Annotated in this window: 21 protein-coding genes; 8 read left to right on the top strand and 13 right to left on the bottom strand. The window is 35.0% G+C overall.

Translation table 11 applies throughout. From position 1 onward, the window contains the following. Positions 1–1,916 precede the first annotated feature (1,916 nt). Both ACOH2D_RS16745 and ACOH2D_RS16740 read left to right on the top strand, forming a co-directional pair. Positions 1,917–2,558: a NeuD/PglB/VioB family sugar acetyltransferase gene (locus ACOH2D_RS16745; RefSeq protein ID WP_348062855.1), complete on the top strand. Its 642-nt coding sequence runs from the start codon at positions 1,917–1,919 to the stop codon at positions 2,556–2,558. 289 nt (positions 2,559–2,847) lie between these two features. Continuing rightward, entirely contained in the window at positions 2,848–4,428 is a 1,581-nt protein-coding gene (locus ACOH2D_RS16740) for an FAD/NAD(P)-binding protein (RefSeq protein WP_449535959.1), read from the top strand. Positions 4,429–4,907: 479 nt separating this feature from the next. Here ACOH2D_RS16740 and ACOH2D_RS16735 read toward each other — a convergent pair whose 3' ends face one another. From ACOH2D_RS16735 to ACOH2D_RS16690, 10 genes are all read right to left on the bottom strand, one after another. Next, positions 4,908–5,138 (bottom strand): DUF6095 family protein, encoded by a 231-nt coding sequence (locus ACOH2D_RS16735; protein ID WP_449535958.1) that lies wholly within the window; start codon positions 5,136–5,138, stop codon positions 4,908–4,910. Positions 5,139–5,428: 290 nt separating this feature from the next. Then, positions 5,429–6,244, bottom strand: coding sequence for a DUF4249 domain-containing protein (locus tag ACOH2D_RS16730; RefSeq protein WP_348062852.1), 816 nt, complete (start codon positions 6,242–6,244; stop codon positions 5,429–5,431). Between the two features lie 2 nt (positions 6,245–6,246). Continuing rightward, on the bottom strand, positions 6,247–8,622 hold the full coding sequence (locus ACOH2D_RS16725; protein WP_348062851.1) for a TonB-dependent receptor: 2,376 nt from the start codon (positions 8,620–8,622) through the stop codon (positions 6,247–6,249). 115 nt (positions 8,623–8,737) lie between these two features. Continuing rightward, the gene (locus tag ACOH2D_RS16720; RefSeq protein WP_449535957.1) at positions 8,738–10,963 is read right to left on the bottom strand and encodes an NADP-dependent isocitrate dehydrogenase; all 2,226 of its coding nucleotides are present in this window, start codon (positions 10,961–10,963) and stop codon (positions 8,738–8,740) included. 95 nt (positions 10,964–11,058) lie between these two features. Then, a complete protein-coding gene (locus ACOH2D_RS16715) occupies positions 11,059–11,631 on the bottom strand; it encodes a pentapeptide repeat-containing protein (RefSeq protein ID WP_348062849.1) in 573 nt (190 codons plus the stop codon). A gap of 702 nt (positions 11,632–12,333) precedes the next feature. Beyond that, positions 12,334–12,684 carry a 50S ribosomal protein L19 gene (gene rplS / locus ACOH2D_RS16710; protein ID WP_348062848.1) on the bottom strand — a complete coding sequence of 117 codons (351 nt, stop codon included), beginning with the start codon at positions 12,682–12,684 and terminating at the stop codon, positions 12,334–12,336. Positions 12,685–12,949: 265 nt separating this feature from the next. Further along, positions 12,950–13,627 (bottom strand): tRNA (guanosine(37)-N1)-methyltransferase TrmD, encoded by a 678-nt coding sequence (gene trmD, locus ACOH2D_RS16705; RefSeq protein ID WP_348062847.1) that lies wholly within the window; start codon positions 13,625–13,627, stop codon positions 12,950–12,952. Positions 13,628–13,887: 260 nt separating this feature from the next. Further along, positions 13,888–14,511, bottom strand: a complete 624-nt coding sequence (locus tag ACOH2D_RS16700; RefSeq protein WP_449535956.1) for a tRNA (guanine-N1)-methyltransferase — start codon at positions 14,509–14,511, stop codon at positions 13,888–13,890. 142 nt (positions 14,512–14,653) lie between these two features. Continuing rightward, a complete protein-coding gene (locus tag ACOH2D_RS16695; protein ID WP_449535955.1) occupies positions 14,654–16,102 on the bottom strand; it encodes a glyceraldehyde-3-phosphate dehydrogenase in 1,449 nt (482 codons plus the stop codon). Positions 16,103–16,282: 180 nt separating this feature from the next. Then, positions 16,283–17,692, bottom strand: coding sequence for a trypsin-like peptidase domain-containing protein (locus ACOH2D_RS16690; protein ID WP_348038850.1), 1,410 nt, complete (start codon positions 17,690–17,692; stop codon positions 16,283–16,285). A 176-nt stretch (positions 17,693–17,868) separates the two neighbouring features. Between ACOH2D_RS16690 and dapF the strand changes: the two genes are divergently transcribed. The 5 genes from dapF (at position 17,869) to ACOH2D_RS16665 (ending at position 21,899) form a co-directional block, all read left to right on the top strand. After that, on the top strand, positions 17,869–18,642 hold the full coding sequence (gene dapF / locus ACOH2D_RS16685) for a diaminopimelate epimerase (RefSeq protein ID WP_348038848.1): 774 nt from the start codon (positions 17,869–17,871) through the stop codon (positions 18,640–18,642). After that, positions 18,642–19,166, top strand: a complete 525-nt coding sequence (locus ACOH2D_RS16680; protein ID WP_348038846.1) for a GNAT family N-acetyltransferase — start codon at positions 18,642–18,644, stop codon at positions 19,164–19,166. The genes dapF and ACOH2D_RS16680 overlap by 1 nt, the downstream gene beginning before the upstream one ends. Continuing rightward, complete coding sequence (gene mltG / locus ACOH2D_RS16675) at positions 19,167–20,210, top strand: endolytic transglycosylase MltG (RefSeq protein ID WP_348038844.1); 1,044 nt, start codon at positions 19,167–19,169, stop codon at positions 20,208–20,210. A gap of 3 nt (positions 20,211–20,213) precedes the next feature. Next, positions 20,214–21,125, top strand: a complete 912-nt coding sequence (locus ACOH2D_RS16670) for a DUF2279 domain-containing protein (protein WP_449535954.1) — start codon at positions 20,214–20,216, stop codon at positions 21,123–21,125. 105 nt (positions 21,126–21,230) lie between these two features. Then, complete coding sequence (locus tag ACOH2D_RS16665; RefSeq protein ID WP_348038840.1) at positions 21,231–21,899, top strand: peptidoglycan-binding protein LysM; 669 nt, start codon at positions 21,231–21,233, stop codon at positions 21,897–21,899. Here ACOH2D_RS16665 and ACOH2D_RS16660 read toward each other — a convergent pair whose 3' ends face one another. The 3 genes from ACOH2D_RS16660 to dnaA all read right to left on the bottom strand — a co-directional run bounded on the left by ACOH2D_RS16660 (position 21,900) and on the right by dnaA (position 24,894). Next, a complete protein-coding gene (locus ACOH2D_RS16660; protein WP_449535953.1) occupies positions 21,900–22,616 on the bottom strand; it encodes an SAM-dependent methyltransferase in 717 nt (238 codons plus the stop codon). A gap of 211 nt (positions 22,617–22,827) precedes the next feature. Further along, on the bottom strand, positions 22,828–23,283 hold the full coding sequence (locus ACOH2D_RS16655) for a low molecular weight protein-tyrosine-phosphatase (protein WP_348038852.1): 456 nt from the start codon (positions 23,281–23,283) through the stop codon (positions 22,828–22,830). A 183-nt stretch (positions 23,284–23,466) separates the two neighbouring features. Then, complete coding sequence (gene dnaA / locus ACOH2D_RS16650) at positions 23,467–24,894, bottom strand: chromosomal replication initiator protein DnaA (RefSeq protein WP_348038238.1); 1,428 nt, start codon at positions 24,892–24,894, stop codon at positions 23,467–23,469. A gap of 192 nt (positions 24,895–25,086) precedes the next feature. On the opposite strand from dnaA, the gene ACOH2D_RS16645 reads away from it, so the two are divergent. Further along, on the top strand, positions 25,087–25,259 hold a 173-nt coding region (locus tag ACOH2D_RS16645), incomplete at its 3' end, for an acyl-CoA thioesterase (protein ID WP_449535960.1).

Below are 25,259 nucleotides of genomic sequence, written 5' to 3'. Positions count from 1 at the left end.
CGCCTTTTTTGAGAGTCCCCAACATTCATTTGTTGGGGACTTTTTTTGTTTGTATATATTTTTGGTAAAGGGTCATGCGGGCTAAACGCGAACCGTCCAAAGTGGGAGATCTAAATCTTTAGGTGTATAAGTCTACTCAACTTCCACGTTTCGCATAGACTAATTTAGATTATAAATAGATTGAGTTAATAGCGAAGGGTGCGCATTACTATAGTTAAAGTTCATTTTAATGCCGATATATAAATTATAAAAAGGAAGTACCTAAGGCTTTCATTAGATATCATAAGTTGATAGGAGATAATGCATTACTCCAATTTGTCGAAACCGAAGATAATGTATGGTCGTTTTAATGAGAACTAATCAAAAAATATCCACATATATGTAAAAGGATTGCAAATGATGTCTATTCTTATTCCACTTTTTGTAATAACCTAATGTCTTCATACTAAATTATTATTTTTTCTAACGACGTCTTATATCCAGTTGCAATGAACGTTCCTTGCATTGCTAAAATATTAATTTATATAATGGGTCATTAAAGAAAGTATGCATTGATCTTTTGTTGTGATTAATAGATGGAGCTACGGCATGTGGACATTTTCAACTTGTATTGTCTTAACTAATTTGCACTAAAGTTCAGCACAAACAATATTGTAAAGAATGTTGGAGATGATCAATGTGGAAGAAAATTTTGAGAAAATAGGGATTCAATATAGTAACCAATTGTTCTATTTACAAGTTATTTGGAATTGTAGAAAGGCATAGATCACATTATTAGAATGGCATGGTTACGAACTTAAAGTTACTACATTTAATAATTTTGAAAATATTGCGTTTATTGATATCCGCTATAAAGTCTTTTTCAAATTTTATTATTGAAGCCTATATCGATATTAGTTCCATCTTTGTATTTTTAACTTATTTTTGAATGTTAAAACAATAGTGACCTGTTTGTAATTTATTTGTGACCTAAGAGAAATGTTTGAAAGAGTCAAGTTATCTTCTTGCGTTAAAAGAGGTGATATTTCTTATTAAGGATTAGCTTTATATAGTTATACTCATTTACTAAATCACGTTCAAACATTTAGCAGAGCAGATAGCATTGTGGATGTACCATTATCTTCTAGCATGAGTCCGATCGTATATAGTTGAATATCATATGAAAAAATATAATTGTTAAATAAATTTTTTAAATAAATTGTCGCGACTAGTAATTAATATCGGTCATTTTAGTTGAGGAAATTCTCGACATAATTATCTATAGAAACAGAGAGAATGTCTCTAATCTAAAACGCAGCCTAGATTTATTAGAATAAAATATTTTTATATTGATATCACCTCGAGACCAGTATTTGGTCGGATATTTCTGTTCTGTGCCAATAGAGAAAAACCATTTTATTTGAGGTGAGATTGGGACGACCTTGAGATATATGTAGACTAATGAAATGGAAGGGAAAGAATAATTTAACTGATCCTTAGAGAAAATTTAGTTCTATTGCTCAAAAAAAACGAAAGTTAGTTAGTTCTTAGGTAATTATTCCACAATTACTAAGCGTTATTAAGGAAAATATCTATATCGGAATTCATCATTACTATAATATAATAATTAATAATAGTATCACACAAACAAAATAAAGACATAAAGTACACTATAGTATTATTTATTAGTTTCAAATTCACATTTCAATTTCATTCCAAGGGAAGAAAAATTAATCTTGAATGATAGGAGAATGACTGAATTTTTTTTAGCGAAATAAAGTAATTCTTATATACTTAAATTATTGTTTAAAACTGTAGGAATAATAAAGGCAATTATGTTACAACTTATGAGGGAAAATAAATTTTCTACATATAAAGTCATTGAACAATTTTATGTATAAGTAGGGTAAATGCAATGTCTATTTAAACGAAATATTATGAAAAAATCTGTAATTATTGGAGCCGGAAAACAGGGTCAAATTTTCGCATCTTACTTTAAGGAGGCAGGTGTAAATTTGATTGGATTTATAGATGATGATCCTTTCTTAGAGGGGACTCATGTAAATGGATTACCAGTTTTAGGCTCATTTTTAGATTTATTAAAATCAAATTTTAAAGAAAAAATCCAAGATGTATATTGTCCTATAGGAAATAATGCTTTAAGAGTGAAATATTTGTCCACCTTGAAAAATGAAGGGTATTCCATTCCTAGTTTTATTCATCATTCGGTTTCCATTGCACCTGATGTTGTACTTGGGGAGGCTATTTATATGCTTGTTGGCAATATAGTTATGCCACATACTACTATAGGGAATTACTTAATGGTAAATATGGGTAGCACCATTGCCCACCACGTAACCATCGGCGAGGGAGTGTTTATATCTTCTGGTGTAAATTTGGGAGCCATGGTACAAGTAAAAGATCTCGCCTATATAGGAATGGGATGTACAATAATGACTGGTGTAGGCACATTGGGCCGGAATTGTCTCTTAGGTGCTGGAACTGTCATAATTCGTGATGTACAAGAAAATGCAGTAATGGTAGGTAATCCTGGAAGGGTTTTACGAATTAAGAATTGATCAAATATTTTACTTAGTAATTATAAGGGTATATCGTAATATTTTGAATACCAGATTTAAAGGTGGATAAATAAGTTGAAAATCGCATTACGTCTTATAATATTTACATTCGTCGAAAAGTTCAATTAGATATGAAAATAAATATTTAAATTAAATTCAGATTAATTACTCCACTAGTCTTTTATAAACTTTGGTTTTTTATTTTTCAATTAATAGCAGACTAAGAAATATTTTTCCCAGAAAAGTCAATATCCATAGTACCTCGAAATAATATTTTTAGAATTTAAATATGAAAATAGATACGAAAGTTGGCATTGAAAATTTCGAGTTTGAGTTCGCTTTTATTGGGTCTGGAATATCCTCCACGTTTACTTTATTACATTTTTTGGAACAGATTAAAGACAAGCCTTTCAACGTTCCACTTCGCATAGGAATATTTGATAAAGAAAAGGATTTTTTTACCGGAATCCCTTATGGAAAAAGGTCAGGCACCTCTTCTCTTTTGATAACTTCGTTGAAAAATTTTTTACCACAACCTGAGCTAGGGAAATTTATTATTTGGCTTACTGAAAATAAAATTAGTCTTCTAAAAGAGTTTAAAGAAGAAGGAGGAGAATTAATTAGGGAATGGTTTTCTGATAACCGTCAGGCAATAGCAGAAAATGCCTGGGAAGATCTTTTTATCCCGAGATATTTCTTTGGAAGGTATTTAACACAGGTAATTACTCAAAGCATCAATGAATATGAAGAAAGAAAAATTGTTAAGGTTGATTTAATACAATTGACCGTGGAAAATATTATTCCACTTGCCCAAGGATATGAAATATTGGGAGCTTCTAAATCATATCTTGCAAATAACGTAATTTTTTGTATTGGATCTCCTCCACCTAAAAAAGTATGGAATAAAAATCTCAATGGCGAAAATCACTTAAACCTATTCGCCGATCCGTACAATAAGGGAATGAATACAACGATTTCGGAAATTAAAAAATTCTTAGAAACAAATAATAATTCCAATTTCAATGCGCTGATAATAGGTTCCAATGCGAGTGCCTTGGAAGTTCTATTTATGATGAATGATAATACTTATATATCTAATCGCATACAAAAATTTACATTTATCTCTACTCATGGTCTTCTTCCTGATTCAATTAATAGTAAAGAACATAATAAAGTATTTATGGCCCGCAACTTATTGGAGTTGGAGAATAAAGTTGATTTGACAGCCAAAGATATTGCTGATGCTGCATTTGCTGATTTGGACCTCGCAGAAAAAATGGGGATAGGTGCAGCTACCTCTGTAGTACCAATATCTAAAGCATTTGGCGTGCTATTGAATAAACTTGATAAATCAGAGCTGGAAATATTTGCCTGTCATTTTGGCAATGAGGTAGGGAGAAGACAGCGATGTGCAGGAGTATTTTACTTACAAACAATTAATAGGTTACAGACTCTTAATAAATTTGAACATATTGCAGGAAGATTTCTCAGTATAGTTCCAATTAACTCCTTTACCTATAGTTTTAAATATTTGGATACACGAAGCAAAACAGAAGTACTATATAAAGATCCAATAAATATTATTATTAATTGTATTGGCAGCGAAACACTTAATGAACCTATTTCTAATCTTTATACCAATCTAATTAATTCTGGATTGTGTGTTCCTAATCCATCATACAAAGGGTTTAAGGTAAATTCTAATTTTGAGGCATCCAACAATTTCTATATTATAGGCCCTTTGCTCTCGGGAAATGTCATTAATAATAAAGCAGTATGGCATGTAGAACATTGTGGGAGAATCATTGCATTTTCTAAAATACTTGGCGTGAATTTAAGTAAGAGCGTTTTATATTCAATGGAAGCATAACAATCTTCACCTTTGGTTACCAGGAGTAACTTTTAAGAGTTGCATCTCATTAAAAGTGATTATATGCAATCTATTACTTTCATGAATTTAACAGGTTTTTTTAAAAAATATGGCTCTTTATAAAAAATCTGTAAAACTTAATGAAGTAGAAATGTAGCTTTTTTACATTTCGTCTATGACGAGGGTCATAAATTTATTTTGATTATGAATGATATTTTAAATCACAAAACCAAATTTTTAAAAAATATTTTACGAAAAATGAAAGAATGTATTGAACAGAACGGTAATAAATTATAGATTATGTAATTTTTAGAAGTTTTAATTTTAATGTTTTGTTCGCATTTTATAACAGTAATGAAGGTTAAAATGGATTATTTCTCTTATTAAGTTGTAAAAAGAGAATTATTACTATATTCCAGGCCATCTTTTTGTCGTGAAAAATATTTTATAGGAGGGAAGTTTTAAGTCCTAAAAATGTTTTATTCATTGAATAAACCCTTTATTATGATGTATATACCTCTAAATAAGAAGAAAACGGCACCAAGGCAAAGTAGAATACCAATTATTAGAACTAATATGTAGGTTGGTTTGTCTTGATTGCTAAAAGCGAGATAAAGTATTGTTGGCCCTATAAACATTAACATTAAACAGATGCCCATATTCTGAGCGCCTTTAACAAGTAAGCTTTTATCTGTTCTTTTGGTTTCCATGGTTGTCATTTGTTATTGATAAGCTATTTTAAAAAAGATGTAACTCCTAATTTTTGTGCTAAGAACATTCTTGTATGTCGGTAAATTGCAATGTTCAAAAATACTGAATTTTGTTTGTTTTCCTTTCTAGTTGATAGCGATGTTATCCATTTTTATAGGATGATTTTTTTATGTTCATAAAACATCAATTGAATATCTTTTGAATGCATTCCAACTATAATAGGAAGTGAAGTTATATGGAAAGGTTATTTTTTAATTTTTATCACTACAAATTGTTCCAAAATAATTTTCTATTGAACATTATAAACTACTTCGTCAACTTCTGATAATCTAAAGTACCCCAAAGGGAAATTGTCGGGATTAGTTTCATTGACGCAATTCCCTTTAACCATTGCCGGTTGTGTTTGAAATGGACCACCACCCGATTGGCTTGTTTGTTGTAATAGGATGAACATATACAAGTAGAAACGCTCTGAGATGCCATAATTTCTGATCATAACCTTGTCTCCTGGTTTTAAGTCTTGCTCGCTATAAAATCCAAAAATTTCTTTACCGTTGGTGAATTTATCATCAAAAACAGATAAGGAAGGAATTACAGGAATATCACTGATAAATTCGAAGAAATAAAAGTTAATTTCATCAGCAGGATCTGTGTAATAGGCCTTTAATTCGATTTCATCTCCTGAAAATCCACCGTTGTTGTTTTGTCCTATTCGATCTATCGGAACGACGGATTTAAAAATTTCTGTAGCACTATACCTGTCTTCTTTGTACGTGATGTTTAATATATAACGCTCATTTAATTTAGGTACAAAGTTATTATTTCGGTAAACACCTGAAGTCCCGTCCTCAACGAAATTAAAAACAGTGTTATTTTGATTGGTTATGGTAACTAAAGCGCCATTTGCTGGCGGAATGGTTTTATCGAAGAAAGGCGCAGTAAAAGATAATTTTATAGCTTGTTTTCTACCAGACGTGCCTTTCTTCCAATTTATTGACGCTTCAATAACTAATTTTGGATCGGCATCAATTAAATCAACCTCTATGAGATCTTCGCAGGAAGTGTGTAGAAGGAATATGCTTAGTATAAACATGAAATTTTTCATAATTAGAATTTGAAATTGTAAGAAACTGATGGTATTATTCCAAACAGTGCTAATCTGTTCGCTTCGTTAACTCCTGAAATTCGGTTTTGACTGAATGCAATTGATGAAGCATTTTTGCGATCATAAAGGTTGTAAACACCAAATACCCATTCTCCCTTCCACTTTTTTGTAGAATCAGGTTTGGGATTATAAATCGCTGAGATATCCAAGCGGTGATAATTTGTCAATCTACTTGAATTTCTTGATTCAAAATGCGGAATATTAATCCCGTTGTATTCATATTGACCATTGGGAAATGTTGAGGGCTGCCCTGTTTGGAATACAAAAGTGCCACCGAAGCTCCATTTCTTATTGTAATTATAATTGGTAGTTAGGGCGAAATCCTGGGTTTTATCATAAGGCGTATTGTACCAATTGCCATTGTTGATGCCCGTTTCAGCTGCTGTTCTTCCTGGGGTTTGTTGTTCTGATTTAGAAAGGGTATAGGCAATCCAACCCGTTAATCGCCCTTCATTTTTTCTGAGCAGGACTTCCAATCCGTAAGCTCTGGCTTTACCATTCAGTATTACTTGTTCAATGGCATCATTGGCAATGAGGTTAGCGCCGTCAATATAATCGATGCGATTTTGAATGTCTTTGTAAAAGGTTTCCACTTCCAAGGAATACTTATTATCCTTGAACGTTTTAAAATACCCTAGCGCAACTTGATCCAGCAGTTGTGGTTTGATGTACTTTCCGCTCGGTGCCCAAACATCTAAAGGCGTGGGAGATCTGGTATTGGAAAGTAGATGTAAGTATTGACTCATTCGGTTATAACTAGCTTTGACTGATGAGTTTTCATTGATCTGATACGCCAAAGCTAATCGTGGTTCTAAATGTATAAATGATTTAATGACGTCAGATCTTTGATACGTATCTATACCAATAATTTCTCCTTTTTCATAAATTTGAAGATCTTCATTGAAATTGACGGCATGGTCATTTTTATACAGATTAAGTTCTGTTTGCCCGAGACGATGAAAGCTGCTTAATCTTAATCCGTAAGAAACAGCGAGCTTTGAATTTATTTGATGTTCGGCATCTATGTACACTGCATTTTCAAAGGCATACTTTTTAATCAGATTGTAGGGGTTGATCCCGGAAGTATCAGAAGTTGGATTTATTTCACCTGGATTGAACGCTAAATACAAGCTATTAAAACCATAATCTAATTTGAAATTGGAACTGATATAATGTTTTAAATCGTATTTAAGATTGAAATTTTTAATCCCCGATTTCCAATCGAACTCCACGAAATTAAGCCGTAATCCGTAATAATAATCAGAATAGATAACAGATAAATTTGAAAACAATTTCGCAGAATACAGATGGTTCCATCTAAAATTTATAACCGTATTGCCATAGGTATTTTCAAAACTATCCGATATTTCAAAAACATCACGTCCAAAATAGCCCGAGAGGTAAATGTTGTTGTTTTCATTGATGTTAAAACTCAGTTTGGTATTCAAATCGTAGAAATAAGCCTTACTGTCGAGATCAAAAAGCGGGAAGAACAAGTGCGCATAACTTGAGCGACCGCCTAATAAGAACGATCCTTTTTCTTTTTTGATTGGGCCTTCCGCTAATAAACGGCTAGAAACGATGCCAATACCACCATTCATGTGAAAGTCGTTACTATTCCCTTCTCTTTGATAGATGTCTAAAACTGAAGAAACACGTCCGCCGTATTTAGCTGGGATTCCACCTTTGTAAAGCTTGAGATCCTTTATAGCATCTGGATTAAACACGGAAAATAGTCCAAATAAATGAGATGAATTGAAGATAGTTGCTTCATCCAAGAGTATCAAATTTTGATCGGCCGAACCACCTCTAACATTAAAACCTGAAGAACCTTCACCAGCATTGGTAACACCTGGTAAAAGAGTAATGGATTTAATCACATCAACTTCACCTAAAACTACAGGCATTTGTTTTATAGTATTTATGGAAAGCGAATTGACACTCATTTGTGGTTTTCGAATATTTAATTTCTCGACATTTTCGGTAATGATAATTTCCTGTAAACTTTCAGTCGACTCGGTAAGTTTATAGTTGAGGGTTTTGTTTTCATTAATGCTTATAGTTTCAGAGATACTATTAAACCCTAAATAACTGATCTGAAAATTGTAAGTGCCCTCTGGAAGTGTTATCGAATAGAAACCATATTCATTAGTGATTGTTCCGGTTTGAAGTTCAGGAAAAATAATATTAACGCCTATTAATGATTCATTGCTAGCTTGATCAGTAATTCTGCCACTAAGCGTAAACTTATCCTGCGCATGAAAATAGAGTGGCAAGCAGAAGATTAGCCATAGTGAAAGCTTCAAATTAGAGATCATTTGCAATTTTTTACTAAAAATAGAAAAAGCTCCTTGATAAAAGGAGCTTTTTGTGTTAAGGTGGTTTATTATTCTTGTATTTTAATAAAATAAACAACCCGTAAAAGATATTGGATTATCTGTTCGTCAGCATCGCATTAAATGTTGGGCTAGGTCTCATTGCTTCAGTAACCAATGCTTCACTAGGTTCATAGTAGCCACCTATAGAAACCGATTTACCCTGAACTTTATTTAATTCTTCTATAATAACAGTTTCGTTCGATTTTAATGCTGCTGCAAGTACTTTAAATTCTGCTTGCAATTCAGCATCGGAAGATTGGTTTGCCAAAGCTTCAGCCCAATAAAGGGCTAAATAGAAATGACTACCTCTATTATCTAATTCGCCCGCTTTACGTGAAGGCGATTTTCCATTGTCCAATAATTTTCCAGTAGCTTCATCTAAGGTATCCGCTAAAATTTGAGCTTTAGGATTGTCGTTTGTCTGAGCTAAATGTTCTAAAGAAACTGCCAATGCCAAAAATTCTCCCAATGAATCCCAACGTAAGTGGTTTTCTTCAACAAACTGCTCAACGTGTTTAGGTGCAGAACCTCCTGCGCCTGTTTCAAATAGACCACCACCATTCATTAATGGTACAATGGATAACATTTTTGCACTTGTTCCCAATTCTAAAATAGGGAAGAGGTCAGTTAAGAAATCTCGCAATACATTTCCGGTAACTGAAATCGTGTCTTTTCCATCTTTTATGCGCTCCAAAGTGAATGTAGTCGCTTCAATTGGCGAAAGAATTCTAATGTCTAAACCTTTTGTATCGTGATTTTGAAGGTATGCGTTTACTTTTTTGATTAATTCAGCATCATGAGCTCTGTTTTTGTCTAACCAAAAAACTGCTGGCGTATCAGAAAGTCTTGCTCTCGTTACAGCTAATTTAACCCAATCCTGAATTGATGCATCTTTAACCTGACACATTCTCCAGATATCGCCTTGTTCAACCTCATGTTCAAGAATTGTTTTTCCTTCAGAATTGATGACCATAACTTTTCCGTCATGTTCAATTTCGAAGGTTTTGTCATGAGAACCATATTCTTCTGCTTTTTGAGCCATCAAACCAACATTCGGAACCGTTCCCATTGTGGTTGGATCAAAAGCACCATGTTTTTTACAGAAATCGATAGTTGCCTGGTAGATTCCGGCATAACTGCTGTCAGGAATTACAGCTAAAGTATCTTCTGGTTTTCCTTGTGCATTCCACATTTTACCGGAAGTTCTGATCATTGCCGGCATGGAGGCGTCAATAATAACGTCACTTGGTACGTGTAGATTGGTAATTCCTCTATCTGAATTTACCATGGCCAAATCTGGTCCGTTGGCAATGGTATTTTGAATAGCCGTTTCAATTTCCTTGCGTTTAGCTTCTGGAAGTTCTTTTAGTTCAACATATAGACTTGCCAATCCATTGCTGGCACTGTAACCGATTTGTTTGAACTCATTATGATATTTTTCGAAAACATCTTTAAAATAGACTTCAACAGCATGACCAAAGATGATCGGGTCGGAGACCTTCATCATGGTAGCTTTTAAATGTACAGAAAGAAGAATGCCTTTCGATTTTGCATCAGCAACAGCGCCTTGTAAAAACTCAATTAATGCTTTTTTGCTCATTACTGAAGCGTCAATAATTTCGCCTTCTTTTAAGCTTAAACTGTCTTTTAGAACTTCTTCAGTACCATCTTTTCCAACAAGTTTTATAGTAACCGTATCTGCTTTTGAAAGTGTCAATGATTTTTCAGTATGAAAGAAATCGCCGTGTGACATGGTTGCCACTTCCGTTTTTGAATCCGGAGACCAGGCACCCATGGAATGTGGGTTTTTCTTGGCGTAATTTTTAACGGCTTTCGGTGCACGTCGGTCTGAATTTCCTTCACGAAGTACTGGATTGACGGCACTTCCTTTTATTTTGTCGTAACGAGATTTAATGTCTTTGTCTTCTTCTGTTTTTACATCATCTGGATAGTTAGGGATGTTAAAGCCTTGAGACTTCAACTCAGCAATTGCAGCTTTAAGTTGTGGCTCAGAAGCACTGATATTTGGCAATTTAATGATGTTTGCTTCTGGTTTTGTAGCAAGCTCCCCTAATTCGGCCAAAGCATTTGGCACTCTTTGATCTTCCGTTAAAAAATCAGGGAAAACAGCTAGAATTCGTGCGGCCAATGAAATGTCCTTAGTAACAATATCAATATTGGAAGATGCTGTAAATGATTTTATGATTGGTAATAACGAATGTGTTGCCAATGCTGGTGCTTCGTCCGTTTTCGTATAAATAATAGTAGAGGTTTTTGACATAAGTACTTTGAAATTTAATTTTTAAGATTAGGCCGAAATTAGGCTGTGCAAATATACAAAATTGAGATTAGGATATAAAGTTGAAAAGCGACCAATTAAACAATGGTAATTTGATAGTGTTGCAATAATCCCAATACGTTTTCCTTTGAAAACTTTGCTTTTGTGATGGTATTGTTTTCTGGATTTAGGACAATGTTTTCTGAAGAACTGAAATCGGCGTTTTTTAAATTGGAGTCTTGAAAAATCGCATGTTTAAGGTCGCAGGTATCGAATAGGGCATTGGTCAAATCCGTTTCTGTAAAATTAACCTGGTTGAGATTACAGTTGCTGAATTTGATTGCTTTTAGTTTTAATTTATAAAAAGATGAGAATTGCAATTGGCAATTTGAGAATACAAAGGATAATAAAAACGGGTTACAATCCTCAAATTGAAGCCCAATCAGTTTACAATCTATAAATTCAACCTCTCTGAATGTTGTGTGATTAATATTGGCATTGCTAAAATTGCAGGTGTCAAACCCACATTCTATAAACGTTATGGAAGACAGATCAGTGTCAGCGAAATTGCAATTCGTGAAGTTGCAATTGTCATATTCGGCTTTTTGAAATGAATTATAGGTAAAATCGGTATTGGAAAACTGTTTAGAGTCAATAAGGGGTAGTAGCATGAATTGAAATAAAGATTGAGGCGCGAAAGTTAAGTGGAATCTATTTAAAATACAAAAGCCATATCATTGTAGCTAGGCTACCTTGACATGGCTTTCTTTGAAATAGTCTCGTGATCTCATTAACATTCCTGTTAAATCAGCCGACTAAAACTCGCGTTTTACAATCGTCTTTTTCAATTCAAGTATTACTATTTCAATAAAACATTCGATAACTGTCAAAATGTATTGACATGTTATAGAAATGTTTCAGGTATTGTTTTTCTTGATGATTTAGTATTTGCAATTCGTTTTCACGACATACAAACACTAAAACATTGCTTCCTACACTTGGGGTTCACTTTCGTTGTTGCCATCTTTGGAAGCTTTCAGCCTTACTAGTTTTAGCCTGCTTGAACATGCTGTACTTTTTAAAGCGTCATGATTTTTTAAGTTTATCCGTAAATGCGCGATATTTAAAAAATCTCGAAAAACAAGTATTTAAAGAACGTATATTCTTTCGGTTAAATTAAATTCAGTTTTTGATGCTGAAACCAACTCAAGGTTGTTATTAATCGTTTTACTAAATTACAAAAAAATGTCCTATCTGCCAAAGTTTTGATCCCTTTAATTATCAACTGCTTATGAACCTGATTTATTAACATTTGTTCATAAAAAAAGCCTTGAATAGAATCAAGGCTTTTGTTTACTGTATGTTTCAGAGTCTTATCCTCTTCTTTCTTTAATTCTTGCTTTTTTACCAGTAAGACCTCTAAAGTAAAAGATACGTGCACGTCTAACTTTACCTTTTTTGTTGACTTCAATCTTTTGAAGTGCAGGCAAGTTGATTGGGAAGATACGCTCTACACCAATTGTTCCTGACATTTTACGGATGGTAAAAGTTTCTGAAGTTCCAGAACCTTTACGTTGTAACACGACACCTTTAAAAAACTGTGTACGTTTTTTCTCGCCCTCTCTAATTTCGTAATAAACTGTGATTGTATCACCAGCACCGAATTGAGGAATTTCTTTTTTTTCTACAAATTCGTCTTGTACAAATTTAACTAAAGAATTCATTTCTTTTAATTTTTAGGATTTATCCAAACCAACATTCGCGCAGATCGCCAGAGGTTAATCTGAAATTGGATGCAAAAGTAAGGAATAAATAATAATTTGCAATTAATATTTCAATTATTTTTGTGTGTGTTGTTGAGTTGTTTGTTATTGGATTAAACGACCGATGACCGATGACCGATGACCGATGACCGATGACGGATGACAGAAGATTGAAGAATGAATACTGCGAACTGCGAACTGCCAACTGAATACGGCCGACTGAGGACTACTCCTCCAACAAATCTGGTCTTCTTTCTTGTGTATGCTTGTAGGCTTGGTCTTCACGCCATTTTTCGATATTGGCGAAATGTCCGGAAAATAGAACTTCAGGGACTTTCATACCTTTATATTCTCTCGGTTTTGTATAAATAGGTGGGGCCAATAAATTATCTTGAAATGAATCGGTTAAGGCCGAAGTTTCATCGCCCAAAACACCAGGAATAAGTCTAATAATAGCATCGCACAAAACTGCAGCACCCAATTCGCCGCCGGAAAGCACATAATCGCCTATTGAAATTTCCTTGGTAATCAATAGATCCCTTACGCGTTGATCGACACCTTTGTAATGCCCACAAAGAATAATGATATTCTCTTTTAAAGAAAGCGTATTGGCCATGCCTTGGTTTAAAGTGTTTCCGTCGGGCGTCATATAGATTACTTCGTCATATTTGCGCTCTTCCTTTAATTGTGAAATACACTTATCAATAGGTTCAATCATCATGACCATTCCTGCGCCACCACCAAATTGTGTGTCATCAATTGATTTGTAACGATCCGTGGTGTAATCCCTTAAATTATGAAAATGGACTTCGACTAAATTGGCCTCAATGGCACGTTTCAGTATGGAAGCCTCAAAAGGACTTTTAAGGAGATCCGGTAAAACGGTAATAATATCTATGCGCATGATTTTTTTTCTACGTTGCAAAGATGCAAAAAAAAGTTGGCAGTCTTCAGTCGGCAGTCCTCAGTTTTCAGTCAGCAACATTTCTGCATTCGCAAAAGCTTGGGGCGGGCAGTTTCAGTCAGCAGTCCCGCCTTCACAAAAGCTACGTGCGTGCGAGCAGTATTCGTCAGCAGCCAGTAGATTGGAAAGAGGATTGATCTTTTGAGAAGTTTTCTGTTTGAGCAAAAAAAATCTGTAAGGGAGTTACAGATTTTTCAGATTTACTTTATTGTTTTTTGTTTGTTAATTTCGTCTTGCAGTTGACGTCTTACTTTTTGTTCGCGTTCCAAAGCCGTACGTCGGTGTTCCTCAAATTCTTCTTCAGTTTCAAGCAATGATTTTTTAGCTTCCCTGGTTACAGAATTACTATTCTTGAATTTATAGATGAAAAATAGCAATAAAACCAATAGCACACCAATAATGCTCCACATCAAAACGTTATAATTGCTTTTGCTCATTTGCAAGCCAAAAAGGGCCATATTGTCCTTTTCTTCATTGGTCTCGGCTAAAGTTGTCTTGGTCTCAGATAGATTACTTTTTAAGGTTGTAATTTCCTGTGCCAGACTGTCAACTATGTTTTGTGTGGTTTTCAGATCATTTTGTATCGCTTTAAGAGAGTCAAGTGTGTGCGCTTTCAACTGGTATAGCCAGTCTTTTTTTACATTTTTATAGTCCTGATAATTGTAGGATTTCTGTATGACATATTCAAATTGATTATCAATGGTTCCTTTAGTCAAGGATAAGGTATCATCTTCTTCTTCTTCAGTTGTTTTTTGTTGGGCGTTTACAACAATAAAAAATAGGCATGAAACAAGAGTAAGCGTTAGCGTTTTTAAGGAATGCATTTGTTTGATTTTTCTGATGAAATTAAATTTTGAACAAGATAAAAAAAATATGGGGATGTTTAATCATATATTTAAAACAAATAGCCTCACGAAGGAGGCTATTTGATATACGGTTGAAGTTTTAATTTAGATGTCTGAGCTCCTAATAATATGTAAAACGTCTCACTTTTGACACATATTTTGCCAATCGGATAACTTGATGGCTATAGCCGTATTCATTATCATACCAAACGTATAAAATAATATTTTTCCCGCCTTCTCTAACGATTGTGGCTTTACTGTCAAAAATTGCAGGAGCAGAACAGCCCACAATATCACTTGAAACCAATTCATCGCTCAGTTCATATTTTATTTGCTCTACAAGATCACCTTCTAAAGCATATTTTTTCATGATGGCGTTAATGCCATCCACAGTGGTCGGCTTTTCCAATTCTAAATTCAAAATGGCCAAAGATCCATTTGGTACAGGAACACGAATGGCATTGGAAGTCAATTTACCTTCCAATGTAGGCAGGGCTTTTGAAACCGCCCTTCCAGCACCCGTTTCTGTAATGACCATATTCAATGCTGCGGCGCGACCACGACGGTATTTGCCATGAAAGTTATCCACTAAATTCTGATCATTGGTATAAGCGTGAATAGTTTCTAAATGGCCATATTTTATACCTAAAGTATCCTCAATAGTCTTTAGTACAGGGGTAATAGCGTTGGTTGTACACGAAGCGGCCGAAAAAATATCGACGGTATCAGGATCATGATCCAAATGATTGACCCCATGTACAATATTTGGAATGCCTTTACCAGGAGCGGTCAACAAAACTTTACTGACGCCTTTAGATTTAAGATGTCTCGCTAACGCTTCATCGTCGCGAAAAGCACCTGTATTGTCAATGACCAAGGCATCTTTAATACCATATATGGTGTAATCAATATCTTCTGGAGCATTTGCAGAAATGACATTGACCGTTGTACCATTAATGATTAGGGCGCTATTTTCAATATCAGCAACGACAGTTCCTGAAAAATCGCCATGCACCGAATCATTGCGGAGCAGCGAGGCTCTTTTCTCTAAAACAACTTTATCAATGGTACCGCGAGTAACGATGGCTCTTAAACGCATTTGATTGCCTTTTCCAGTTTTTGTCATTAATTCTCTTGCCAATAATCGACCAATTCGTCCAAATCCATAAAGAACAACATCCTTAGGATTTATAGATTCGTTTTTTTTCGCGCCTTTAAGTTTGTCAGCAACGAATGCAGTGGCATTGGAATATTTTTGGTCTTCCAAATGAAATTCATAGGTCAGTTTTCCGATATCCAATTTTGCTGGTGGCACATCTAAAGTTTTAATGGCTTGGGCAATCTCTACAGAATCAAAAATTGAAATTGGTTTTTGAACAAATTCACCTGCATATTCATGCAAATTCAAAATCTCACTAACATTTTTGTCAATTAATTGATTTCTGAAAAGTACAAGTTCAATGGATTTATCATACCAAAGATCACTGACTATTTTAACAAATTCAACTGTTGCTCTTCGTCTGTCTGCTTGAAAAGCCAATTCGTTTTCATAAGTTCCGTTCAAACTCATTGTGTTTAGATTTAATAGGTCTGCTTATTAGGCAAACAGGTTGATGTTGTGTTTGTTTCCGACGTTTCGGAGTGCAAAAGTAATATATTTCAAACGTTTTCGTAGCGATAAGGAGAAATAAAAAACCCTCTAAAGCAGATTCGCATTAAAGGGTTAAAAGGGTTTAAAATATATGCTCGATTATCTAAAAATAAAGCTCTCTTTTTGTCCTGAACTATTGATGACGGACATTTTCTTTAAGCTTTTTTCATCGTCGCCAAATTTTTGTTTCAGTTTCATGATATCATCCACATTTTTGATTTGTTGGTCATTGATTTCGGTAATCACATAGCCTCTATTAATTCCCAAATTTTTATAAAGTGCATAATTCTCATTTTTGACTACTACAACACCATGGTCGATTTTGCTGCTTTTTTTGATATCACTTGGGATATTTCTTAATTGCATATTGAGATAATCAATGGTGGCAATTTCACTTTTGGATAAGGTGACCGGAATTGTTTTTTCAGAACCTTTTCTTATAATATTCAAGTTAACCACATCATTAGGCCGTTTTGTGCTCAAATAGCCACTAAGATCAGAGAATTTTGAAATGGTAATATTGTCAATTTTTTTAATAATGTCTCCCTGTTGGATGCCCGCTTTTTCTGCACCAGAGTTTTCTTCAACATCACTCACAAAAAAGCCTTGGGTAATATTGACTTCAAATTTTTCAGCAGTGCTACTATTTAATTCGCCGCCTCTTACACCTAAAATACCATTTTGGACATTTCCAAATTCCATAATGTCTTCAACTACTTTTCTAGCAATATTGCTCGGTACTGCAAATGAATACCCAATATAGGAGCCCGTTTGAGAAGTAATGGCCGTGTTGATCCCAATCAATTCACCACGGGTGTTGACCAAGGCACCACCAGAATTTCCTGAGTTTACAGCGGCATCCGTTTGAATAAAGGATTGTTCATTAATACCAGATAAATCTCTGGATTTCGCGCTAATTATCCCCGCAGTTACGGTGGAGTTTAAGTTAAATGGATTTCCTACTGCCAAAACCCATTCACCAACTTTAGCTTGATCAGAATCTCCAAAAGTTGCAAAAGCTAATTCGGATTCTGTATCGATCTTCAACAATGCAATATCGGTTTTTTCATCCGTGCCAATAAGTTTGGCATTATAAACTCGATTATCATTTAAGGTGATGGAAAGTTGGTGAGAACCATTAATAACATGGTTGTTGGTAATAATGTAACCATCTGGCGAAATGATTACGCCACTTCCGGTACCAATCTGCGCGCGCTCTGTGGTTCGGCCCATAAACAAATCTTGCATCGTCATCGGCGCTCTACTTATACTGGTGTTTTTAACGTGTACCACAGCGTGTACAGCGTCATTTGCCACTTCCGTGAAGTCTGGCGCATTCAAAGTGCCATAATTACTTACCGGAGTGTTACTCGCATTAAAATAAGGAATGCTCGAATTTGAAGTGGAAACTTGAGCGACCGTGTTTTTTTCAATAAATACTTTATAAGCGGAAAGCGTCATGATTCCGCCTAAAGCTGAAGCTAAAATTAGAGTTAAAATCTTTTTCATTTTTAATTCGTATTAATAAAGGTTTATAAATGATGTAGGTTATAAACTCAATAGTTTAACGATTAAATTTAATTTTTTATTGAGTTATAACAGTTCTTTTAACGATTTTTAACGCCAACATTAACGCTGGTTTAACATCACAAAAACCCATCAAGTTTCCTATATTTGCCAAACCTATGAAACAGACATTCTATAAATATCAAGGTACGGGCAATGATTTCGTGATGATTGATAATCGTCACTTAACCTTTGGCAAAAAAGATACCAAACACATTAAATTCTTGTGCGACCGACGTTTTGGCATTGGTGCCGACGGATTAATTTTACTTGAGAACCACGAGACGCTGGATTTTAAAATGGTTTATTTCAATGCCGATGGTAATCAAAGTTCCATGTGTGGTAATGGTGGACGTTGTATTGTGGCATTTGCCAATTTCCTAGGGATTATTGAAAACAATACAAGCTTTGAAGCCATTGACGGATTGCATCATGCGCAAATAGAAAATGATACGGTTAAACTTCAAATGCAAGATGTGACTCACTTGGAAAACTTTGAATCGCATGTGTTTTTAAATACAGGATCCCCACATCATGTGCAAATGGAAGCCGATTTGGAGCATCTTAATATAAAGGAAGTTGGGTCAAAAATTAGATATGGCGCCCCTTATAATGCTACTGGCAGTAATGTAAATTTTGTTTCAAAGATTTCTGATGACATTTTTACGGTCAGAACTTATGAGCGTGGGGTTGAAGATGAAACCTTATCCTGTGGCACAGGCGTGACTGCGGTTGCATTGGCCATGAATTATATTGGAGAGACCGATAAAAACCTGATCACTTTAAATGTAGAAGGAGGGAAGCTCCGAGTGTCTTTTGAGAAAGACGGTCAAGGATATAAAAACATTTGGTTGATTGGTCCTGCCATTCAAGTTTTTAAAGGCCAGATATAATGGAGACTCTAAAAGGTAAACGCATCTATTTGCGAGCATTGGAACCAGAAGATTTGAGCTTTTTGCACAGCGTTGAAAATGATGAAAATGTTTGGGAAATGAGCCATACTCAAACGCCTTATTCTCTATTCATTCTGAAGCAGTATCTGGAAAATGCCCATCAAGATATTTTTGAAGCCAAACAGTTGCGTTTGGTCATTTCCAACTACGATAATAAGCCTTTGGGCTTGATTGATTTGTTTGATTTTGATTTTAAAAACAGTCGTGCGGGCGTCGGGATTTTGGTATATGAACTTGAAGACAGGCAACAAGGCTATGGAAAGGAAGCACTTCAATTGTTGATTAACTATAGTTTTACGCATCTCAATCTACACCAACTTTACTGTAATATCGCTGAAGATAATCAGGCTAGCATCAACTTATTTGTCAATGAAGGATTTGAAAAAGTCGGCGTGAAAAAAGATTGGATTTACAGTAATAAGACCTATAAAAACGAATATTTATTCCAACTCATCAATAGCTAAATGTATATAAAAAGAATCCTTGTTGCCGTTGCGTTAATCGGTTTAGTTGTGGCTGCTTTTGTAGCTTACACAATTTATCAAACCATGTTTGTCTCTAACACCGCGTTTAATAACGATGTGGCTTATGTTTATATTCCAACGAATGCCACTTATCAGGATGTAAGGGCAGAGTTGGAGCCCTTATTGAAAGACATAGAGAGGTTTGATGCGCTTGCAGAACGCAAAAAATACACTTCGAATATCAAAGCGGGGAAATATGCCATAAAGAAAGGGATGAACAACAATGATATTATCAATTCGATTAGGAGCAACAATATCCCTGTAAAACTTTCTTTTAACAATCAGGAATCTCTGGAACGTTTGGCGGGTCGTATTTCTACACAAATTGAAGCGGACAGTTTAGAGCTGTACTCAGTGATGTCTTCTCCTGAATTTTTGAAGGCAAATGATTTTGATTCCAAAACAGCTTTGGGAATGTACATTCCAAATAGCTACCAATTTTTTTGGAATACTTCCGCAGAACAGTTTAGAGATAGAATGCTTAAGGAATACCATCGCTTCTGGAACGCTGAGCGTTTGGCAAAAGCAAAAGCCATTGACCTTACTCCCGAAAAAGTAATGACGATGGCCTCTATCGTGCAAAAGGAAACTGCAAAAGTAGATGAACGCAAAAGAGTAGCAGGAGTTTATATGAACCGTTTAAAAATTGGAATGCCATTGCAGGCCGATCCAACAGTTATTTTCGCCATGAAACACAGTTCAGGGGATTTTGACCAAGTTATTAAACGGGTCCTTTATAAAGATTTAGAATTGGATTCTCCGTACAACACCTATAAATATACAGGCTTGCCTCCAGGATTGATCGCTATGCCCGATATCAGTTCCATAGATGCTGTTTTAAACTACGAAAACCATGATTACTTTTATTTTGTGGCCGATGTAACGAATTTTGGGTATCACAAGTTTGCAAAAACCCTGTCCCAACACAACGTGAACAGGCAGGAATATGTAAAATGGATCAATCAGCAAGGCGTAAAGCGATAACCTATGCTCAAAATAAAATTTATTTTAATTTTATTCCTATCGTTCATTTCAAATTCTTTTTCGCAAACCAAATTTGACAGATTCCTTACGCCAAGTGATACCTTAAACACCTCCAGAAGAACTGCAGTTTATATCTCAGAAACCGCTGTTGGAGGCTTGACTTTAATCGCGCTCAATCAATTATGGTATGCTGATTACGAGCGCTCCAATTTCCATCCAATCAATGATAATCAGGAATGGCTTCAGATGGATAAAATGGGACATATGTTCTCGTCCTATCAATTGGGAAGGATTGGTGCCAGTACTTTAAATTGGAGTGGTGCCAGTAAAAAAGAGCAACTGCTTTACGGTTCGACCTTGGGTTTTACGTTTTTAACTGCCGTTGAAGTTTTAGATGGTTTTAGTAAAGAATGGGGTTTCTCTTGGGGTGATATGATAGCAAACGGTGCTGGAACCGGTCTTTATATTGGCCAAGAATTGCTTTGGGAAGAACAGCGCATCACCTTAAAATACTCCTTCCATCAAACAAAATATGCTAAACTAAGTCCGGATAAGTTGGGCGACGGACTTTTAGAAGAGCTTTTAAAAGATTATAACGGTCAAACGTATTGGCTCAGTTTTAATATCCATTCCTTTTTAAAAAACGAACAAATTCCAAAATGGTTGAATTTGGCAGTCGGTTATGGCGCAGATGGCATGGAGTTTGATTATAACGAGCCTGCCGTTAATTTTGTTGCTAACAAAAAACGAACCAGGCAGTTCTATTTGAGTTTAGACGTAGATTTGTCAAGGATTGAAACAAAATCACAGGTGTTGAGATCCATCTTTGATGTTCTGAACGTAATTAAGGTGCCTTTTCCAGCATTGGAGTTCAACGATAAAAATGACATAAAACTCCACGCTATCTATTTTTAGAAGCCTTAAACGATTAAGTTTGAGGGTTTAACAGAAGATTGTAACTTTGCACACTGAAATTTAAGTCTGTTTTAAGGAATAAAGGCTTTACAAGAATTAGGAATTATGTTAAAAAAAATCACTAATTATTTTGTTATCCCTTTTGCAATTTGCGTCGGTTTATACCTAGCGCTTTTTCCAAAAACAACTGTAGATATGTCTATCTTTTCTACAGCCGGGTTAGAATTAAATTACACAGTTTCTGAGGATATCGCACTCTTATCCACTAATGAAGTAACGCCCCAACAAACAACATACAACAGATATTTTCCTTATTTAGGGAAGTCTTACTTGGGATTTAAAGAAGCTCTTGCTTTTAAAGAATCCCGAGGAAACTATTTTACGGTTAATGATTTGGGTTACTTAGGGAAGTATCAATTTGGTGCTGAAACTTTGAAGTTATTAGGGGTTTATAATCCTGAATATTTTTTATACACACCAGAATTACAGGAAAAGGCTTTTTTAGCCAATTCTGAACGTAATAAATGGATTTTGAGAAAAGATATTGCAAGATTTGTAGGTAAGGAAATTCATGGTGTAACCATTACTGAATCGGGTATACTTGCAGCTGCGCATTTAGCGGGACCTGGAAGTGTCAAGAAGTTTTTAAGAAGCTCTGGTGGAGATAACTTTTCAGATGCTTATGGGACTTCAATCTCGTCGTATATGAAACGATTTTCAGGTTATGACACGTCTTTTATCAAGCCAAACAAAACGGCAAAAGCCAATCTATAATCAGTCCTTGTGAATGATGAAGATGGCAGGACGTTTGTGTAGGTCAATTTTGATGTGTTTCCAATCGTTAATGGTGTAAGTTTTTATATACTCTGATGGTAAAGTCAAGTCACAAGCAACGCAAACTCGTGTTTGTGGATGTAATGTGGTGCACAAATCCTCCAACATTTTATTATTTCGATAGGGGGTTTCTATAAACAGCTGACTTTGATTTTGGTCATGGGACAACTTTTCTAAGCGTTTCAATTCTGCTTTTCGTTCGTCTTTGTCAATGGGTAAATAGCCATTAAAAGCAAAGCTTTGACCGTTCATACCAGAACCCATCAGTGCCATTATAATGGATGAGGGACCAACTAGCGGTACCACTTGAATATTGTTTTGATGTGCAAGTTTTACGATGTCCGAGCCTGGGTCGGCTACTGCAGGACATCCAGCTTCAGATAAGAGGCCGATTGATTTCCCTTCTTTGCAGGCATCCAAAAACGTTAGTTTCTCAGCGGTTTCCGTAAATTTATTTAAAACTTTTAAATGTAACGATGGCTGTGATTTTTCTGGATTTGTCTTTTTGATGAACTTTCTCGCTGTTTTTTCATTTTCAACAATATAATGGTCAGTGATTTCTATGACTTTCTTTATGGAGATAGGCAATACTTCCCAAACGGGATTTTCTCCTAAATCTGTAGGAATTAAATATAATTTACCGGTTTGATTTTCCATCAGTTTTTAACAATTTTTCGGGTGGATTAAATAAGCTTCCTTCAAAGGTAATTATTGTTTTGATTTATTGTTCAGAAACCTTATTTACATCCAGGATGTGGTTCATGAGAATCTCAAGAATTGAAAGTGAGCCCATCTTAATTGAGATTTACGGCATAGCAACCTTATGCTGGTTGTTAACAGCCTCATTACCGGGAAACTTAAATGAGAACTATTTTTTTAATTCTGATGCAATTTTTTCACAAACCTCATCCAAAAGCGCATAAACATCATCAAAATCTTTAGAATCTCCCCAATATGGATCAGGAACTTCTTGTGGTGTCGTTGATGAAGCATCCTCAAGAATCAATTTCACTTTAGAAATGTCATTTGTGTCCCTAGCCAATTTTACCACGTTTTCATAATTGGATTGATCCATCACGTAGATGATGTCAAAATTATCAAAATCGGAGCGTTCAAATTGTCTACATCTCTGGTTGGTAATGTCGAGACCGTTAGCTTTTGCGGTGGCAATGGAGCGATGGTCTGGTAATTTACCGATATGGTAGTTTCCTGTACCAGCAGAGTCGACTTCAAATTTATCAGCAGGCAATTTAGATTCAAGAATGCCGTGTGCCAATGGGGATCGGCAGATATTCCCCAAACAAACCATTAATATTCTTGTCATGATGTTTTAATTTTTGGGTTTGACTATTGTCTTAAGTGGCTTGAAGCCTGAAGATTGAAGTGAGAAGCAATTTGCTTCGATGTTCAAGGTTTGTTGTTCAAAGACCATTAAATTGGTTGAACGTATTAAAAATCTATCACTTTTGAAGCTAACTTCAGAAGTGATAGATTATCAATGGTATAATTAAAGGGCTAATTTTTTGGAGATATCCTCAACATACTTTCTGAACTGTTTGTCAGTAGAGGAGAGGTTGTCAACTGTTTTACAAGCATGAAGAACGGTGGCGTGATCGCGTTTCCCAATTTGAGAGCCGATGCTCGCTAAGGATGCTTTAGTGTACTTTTTGGCGAAAAACATCGCTAATTGTCTTGCTTGTACAATATGCCTTTTTCTTGTTTTTGATTGTAAGGTATCCACATCCATTTGGAAGTAGTCGGAAACTACCTTTTGGATATAGTCGATCGAAACTTCACGTTTGGTATTTTTTACAAACTTTTCAACAATTTCTTTAGCAAGGCTAATGGTGATTTCTTTTTTGTTGAAAGAGGATTGAGCGATTAAGGAAATAATCGCGCCTTCAAGTTCTCTAACGTTCGTTTTGATGTATTTAGCAACATACTCAATAATATCATCTGGCATTTCAACACCATCACGATATAATTTGTTCTTTAAAATTGAGACCCGTGTTTCAAAATCTGGACTTTGCAGCTCTGCAGAAAGACCCCATTTAAATCGGGATAATAAACGTTGTTCAATGTCCTGCATGTCTACAGGTGCTTTGTCACTTGTTAAAATGACCTGTTTTCCGTTTTGATGTAGATGATTAAAAATATGGAAAAACACATCTTGTGTTCCTGTTTTACCAGATAAAAATTGAACGTCATCAATAATCAACACATCAATAATTTGGTAAAAATGAATGAAGTCATTTCTGTTATTCTTCTTTACCGAATCAATGTACTGTTGCGTGAATTTTTCAGCAGAAATGTAAAGAACCGTTTTTTCAGGGTATTTATCCTTAATGTCGATACCTATGGCATGTGCCAAATGGGTTTTACCAAGCCCGACCCCACCAAAAATCAATAACGGATTAAAGGATGTGCCGCCAGGTTTGTTGGCCACTGCCAATCCCGCATTTCTAGCCAAACGATTAGAGTCGCCTTCAAGGAAATTTTCAAAATTGTAATTTGGATTGAGTTGTGATTCAATTTTTACATTTCTGATTCCAGGAATGATAAATGGGTTTTTTAATTCCGGATTTTTATTCTTTAATGGAATATCAACATCTTGCGATTTTACAGGACTTCTATTTGAACTAGGAATTTTTTCAGTAAAAGGTTGTTTGTTACCATAAGTGTTTTCCATCTTAATGACATAGACCAATTTCGCGCGCTCTCCAAGTTCTTTATTTAAGGCTACTTTTAGTATTTTTACATAATGCTCCTCAAGCCATTCGTAAAAGAATTTACTTGGGACTTGGATGCTTAATGCGTTGTCAGTAAGTTTTACTGCTGTAATAGGTTCAAACCAAGTTTTGTATGCTTGGGGTTGGATGTTGTCTTTTATGAATGACAGACAATTATTCCAAACCGATTGCGCAGTTAATTCCATTTTAAAAATTAATTTTTTTGTTGTTAGTTAGATTTGCAAAAAAAAAGAGAAATTTGTGTTTTCTCTTGAATACTTTCAAGGACAAATATGTGAACAAAATTCTGAAAAAAAAAATCTAATGCTATTGAATATTCAGAATTAAATTCCCATGTTTAAAACGCGTTGAAAATACAAAAAATAAACCAAACAAAGATGTCAAAACCAATAATTACGGACGAAATTGAACTTAGAGTGAGATATGCTGAAACCGACCAAATGGGTATTGTGTATTACGGAAATTATGCCCAATATTTTGAAGTTGGCAGAGTGGAATGGTTGCGGAAATTTGGAATATCTTATAAAAGTATGGAGGAACAAGGGGTTTT

Source organism: Gelidibacter sp., from assembly GCF_053579655.1.
Note: the sequence above shows the minus strand (reverse complement) of the source record. Positions and strands in the feature narration are given on the sequence as shown.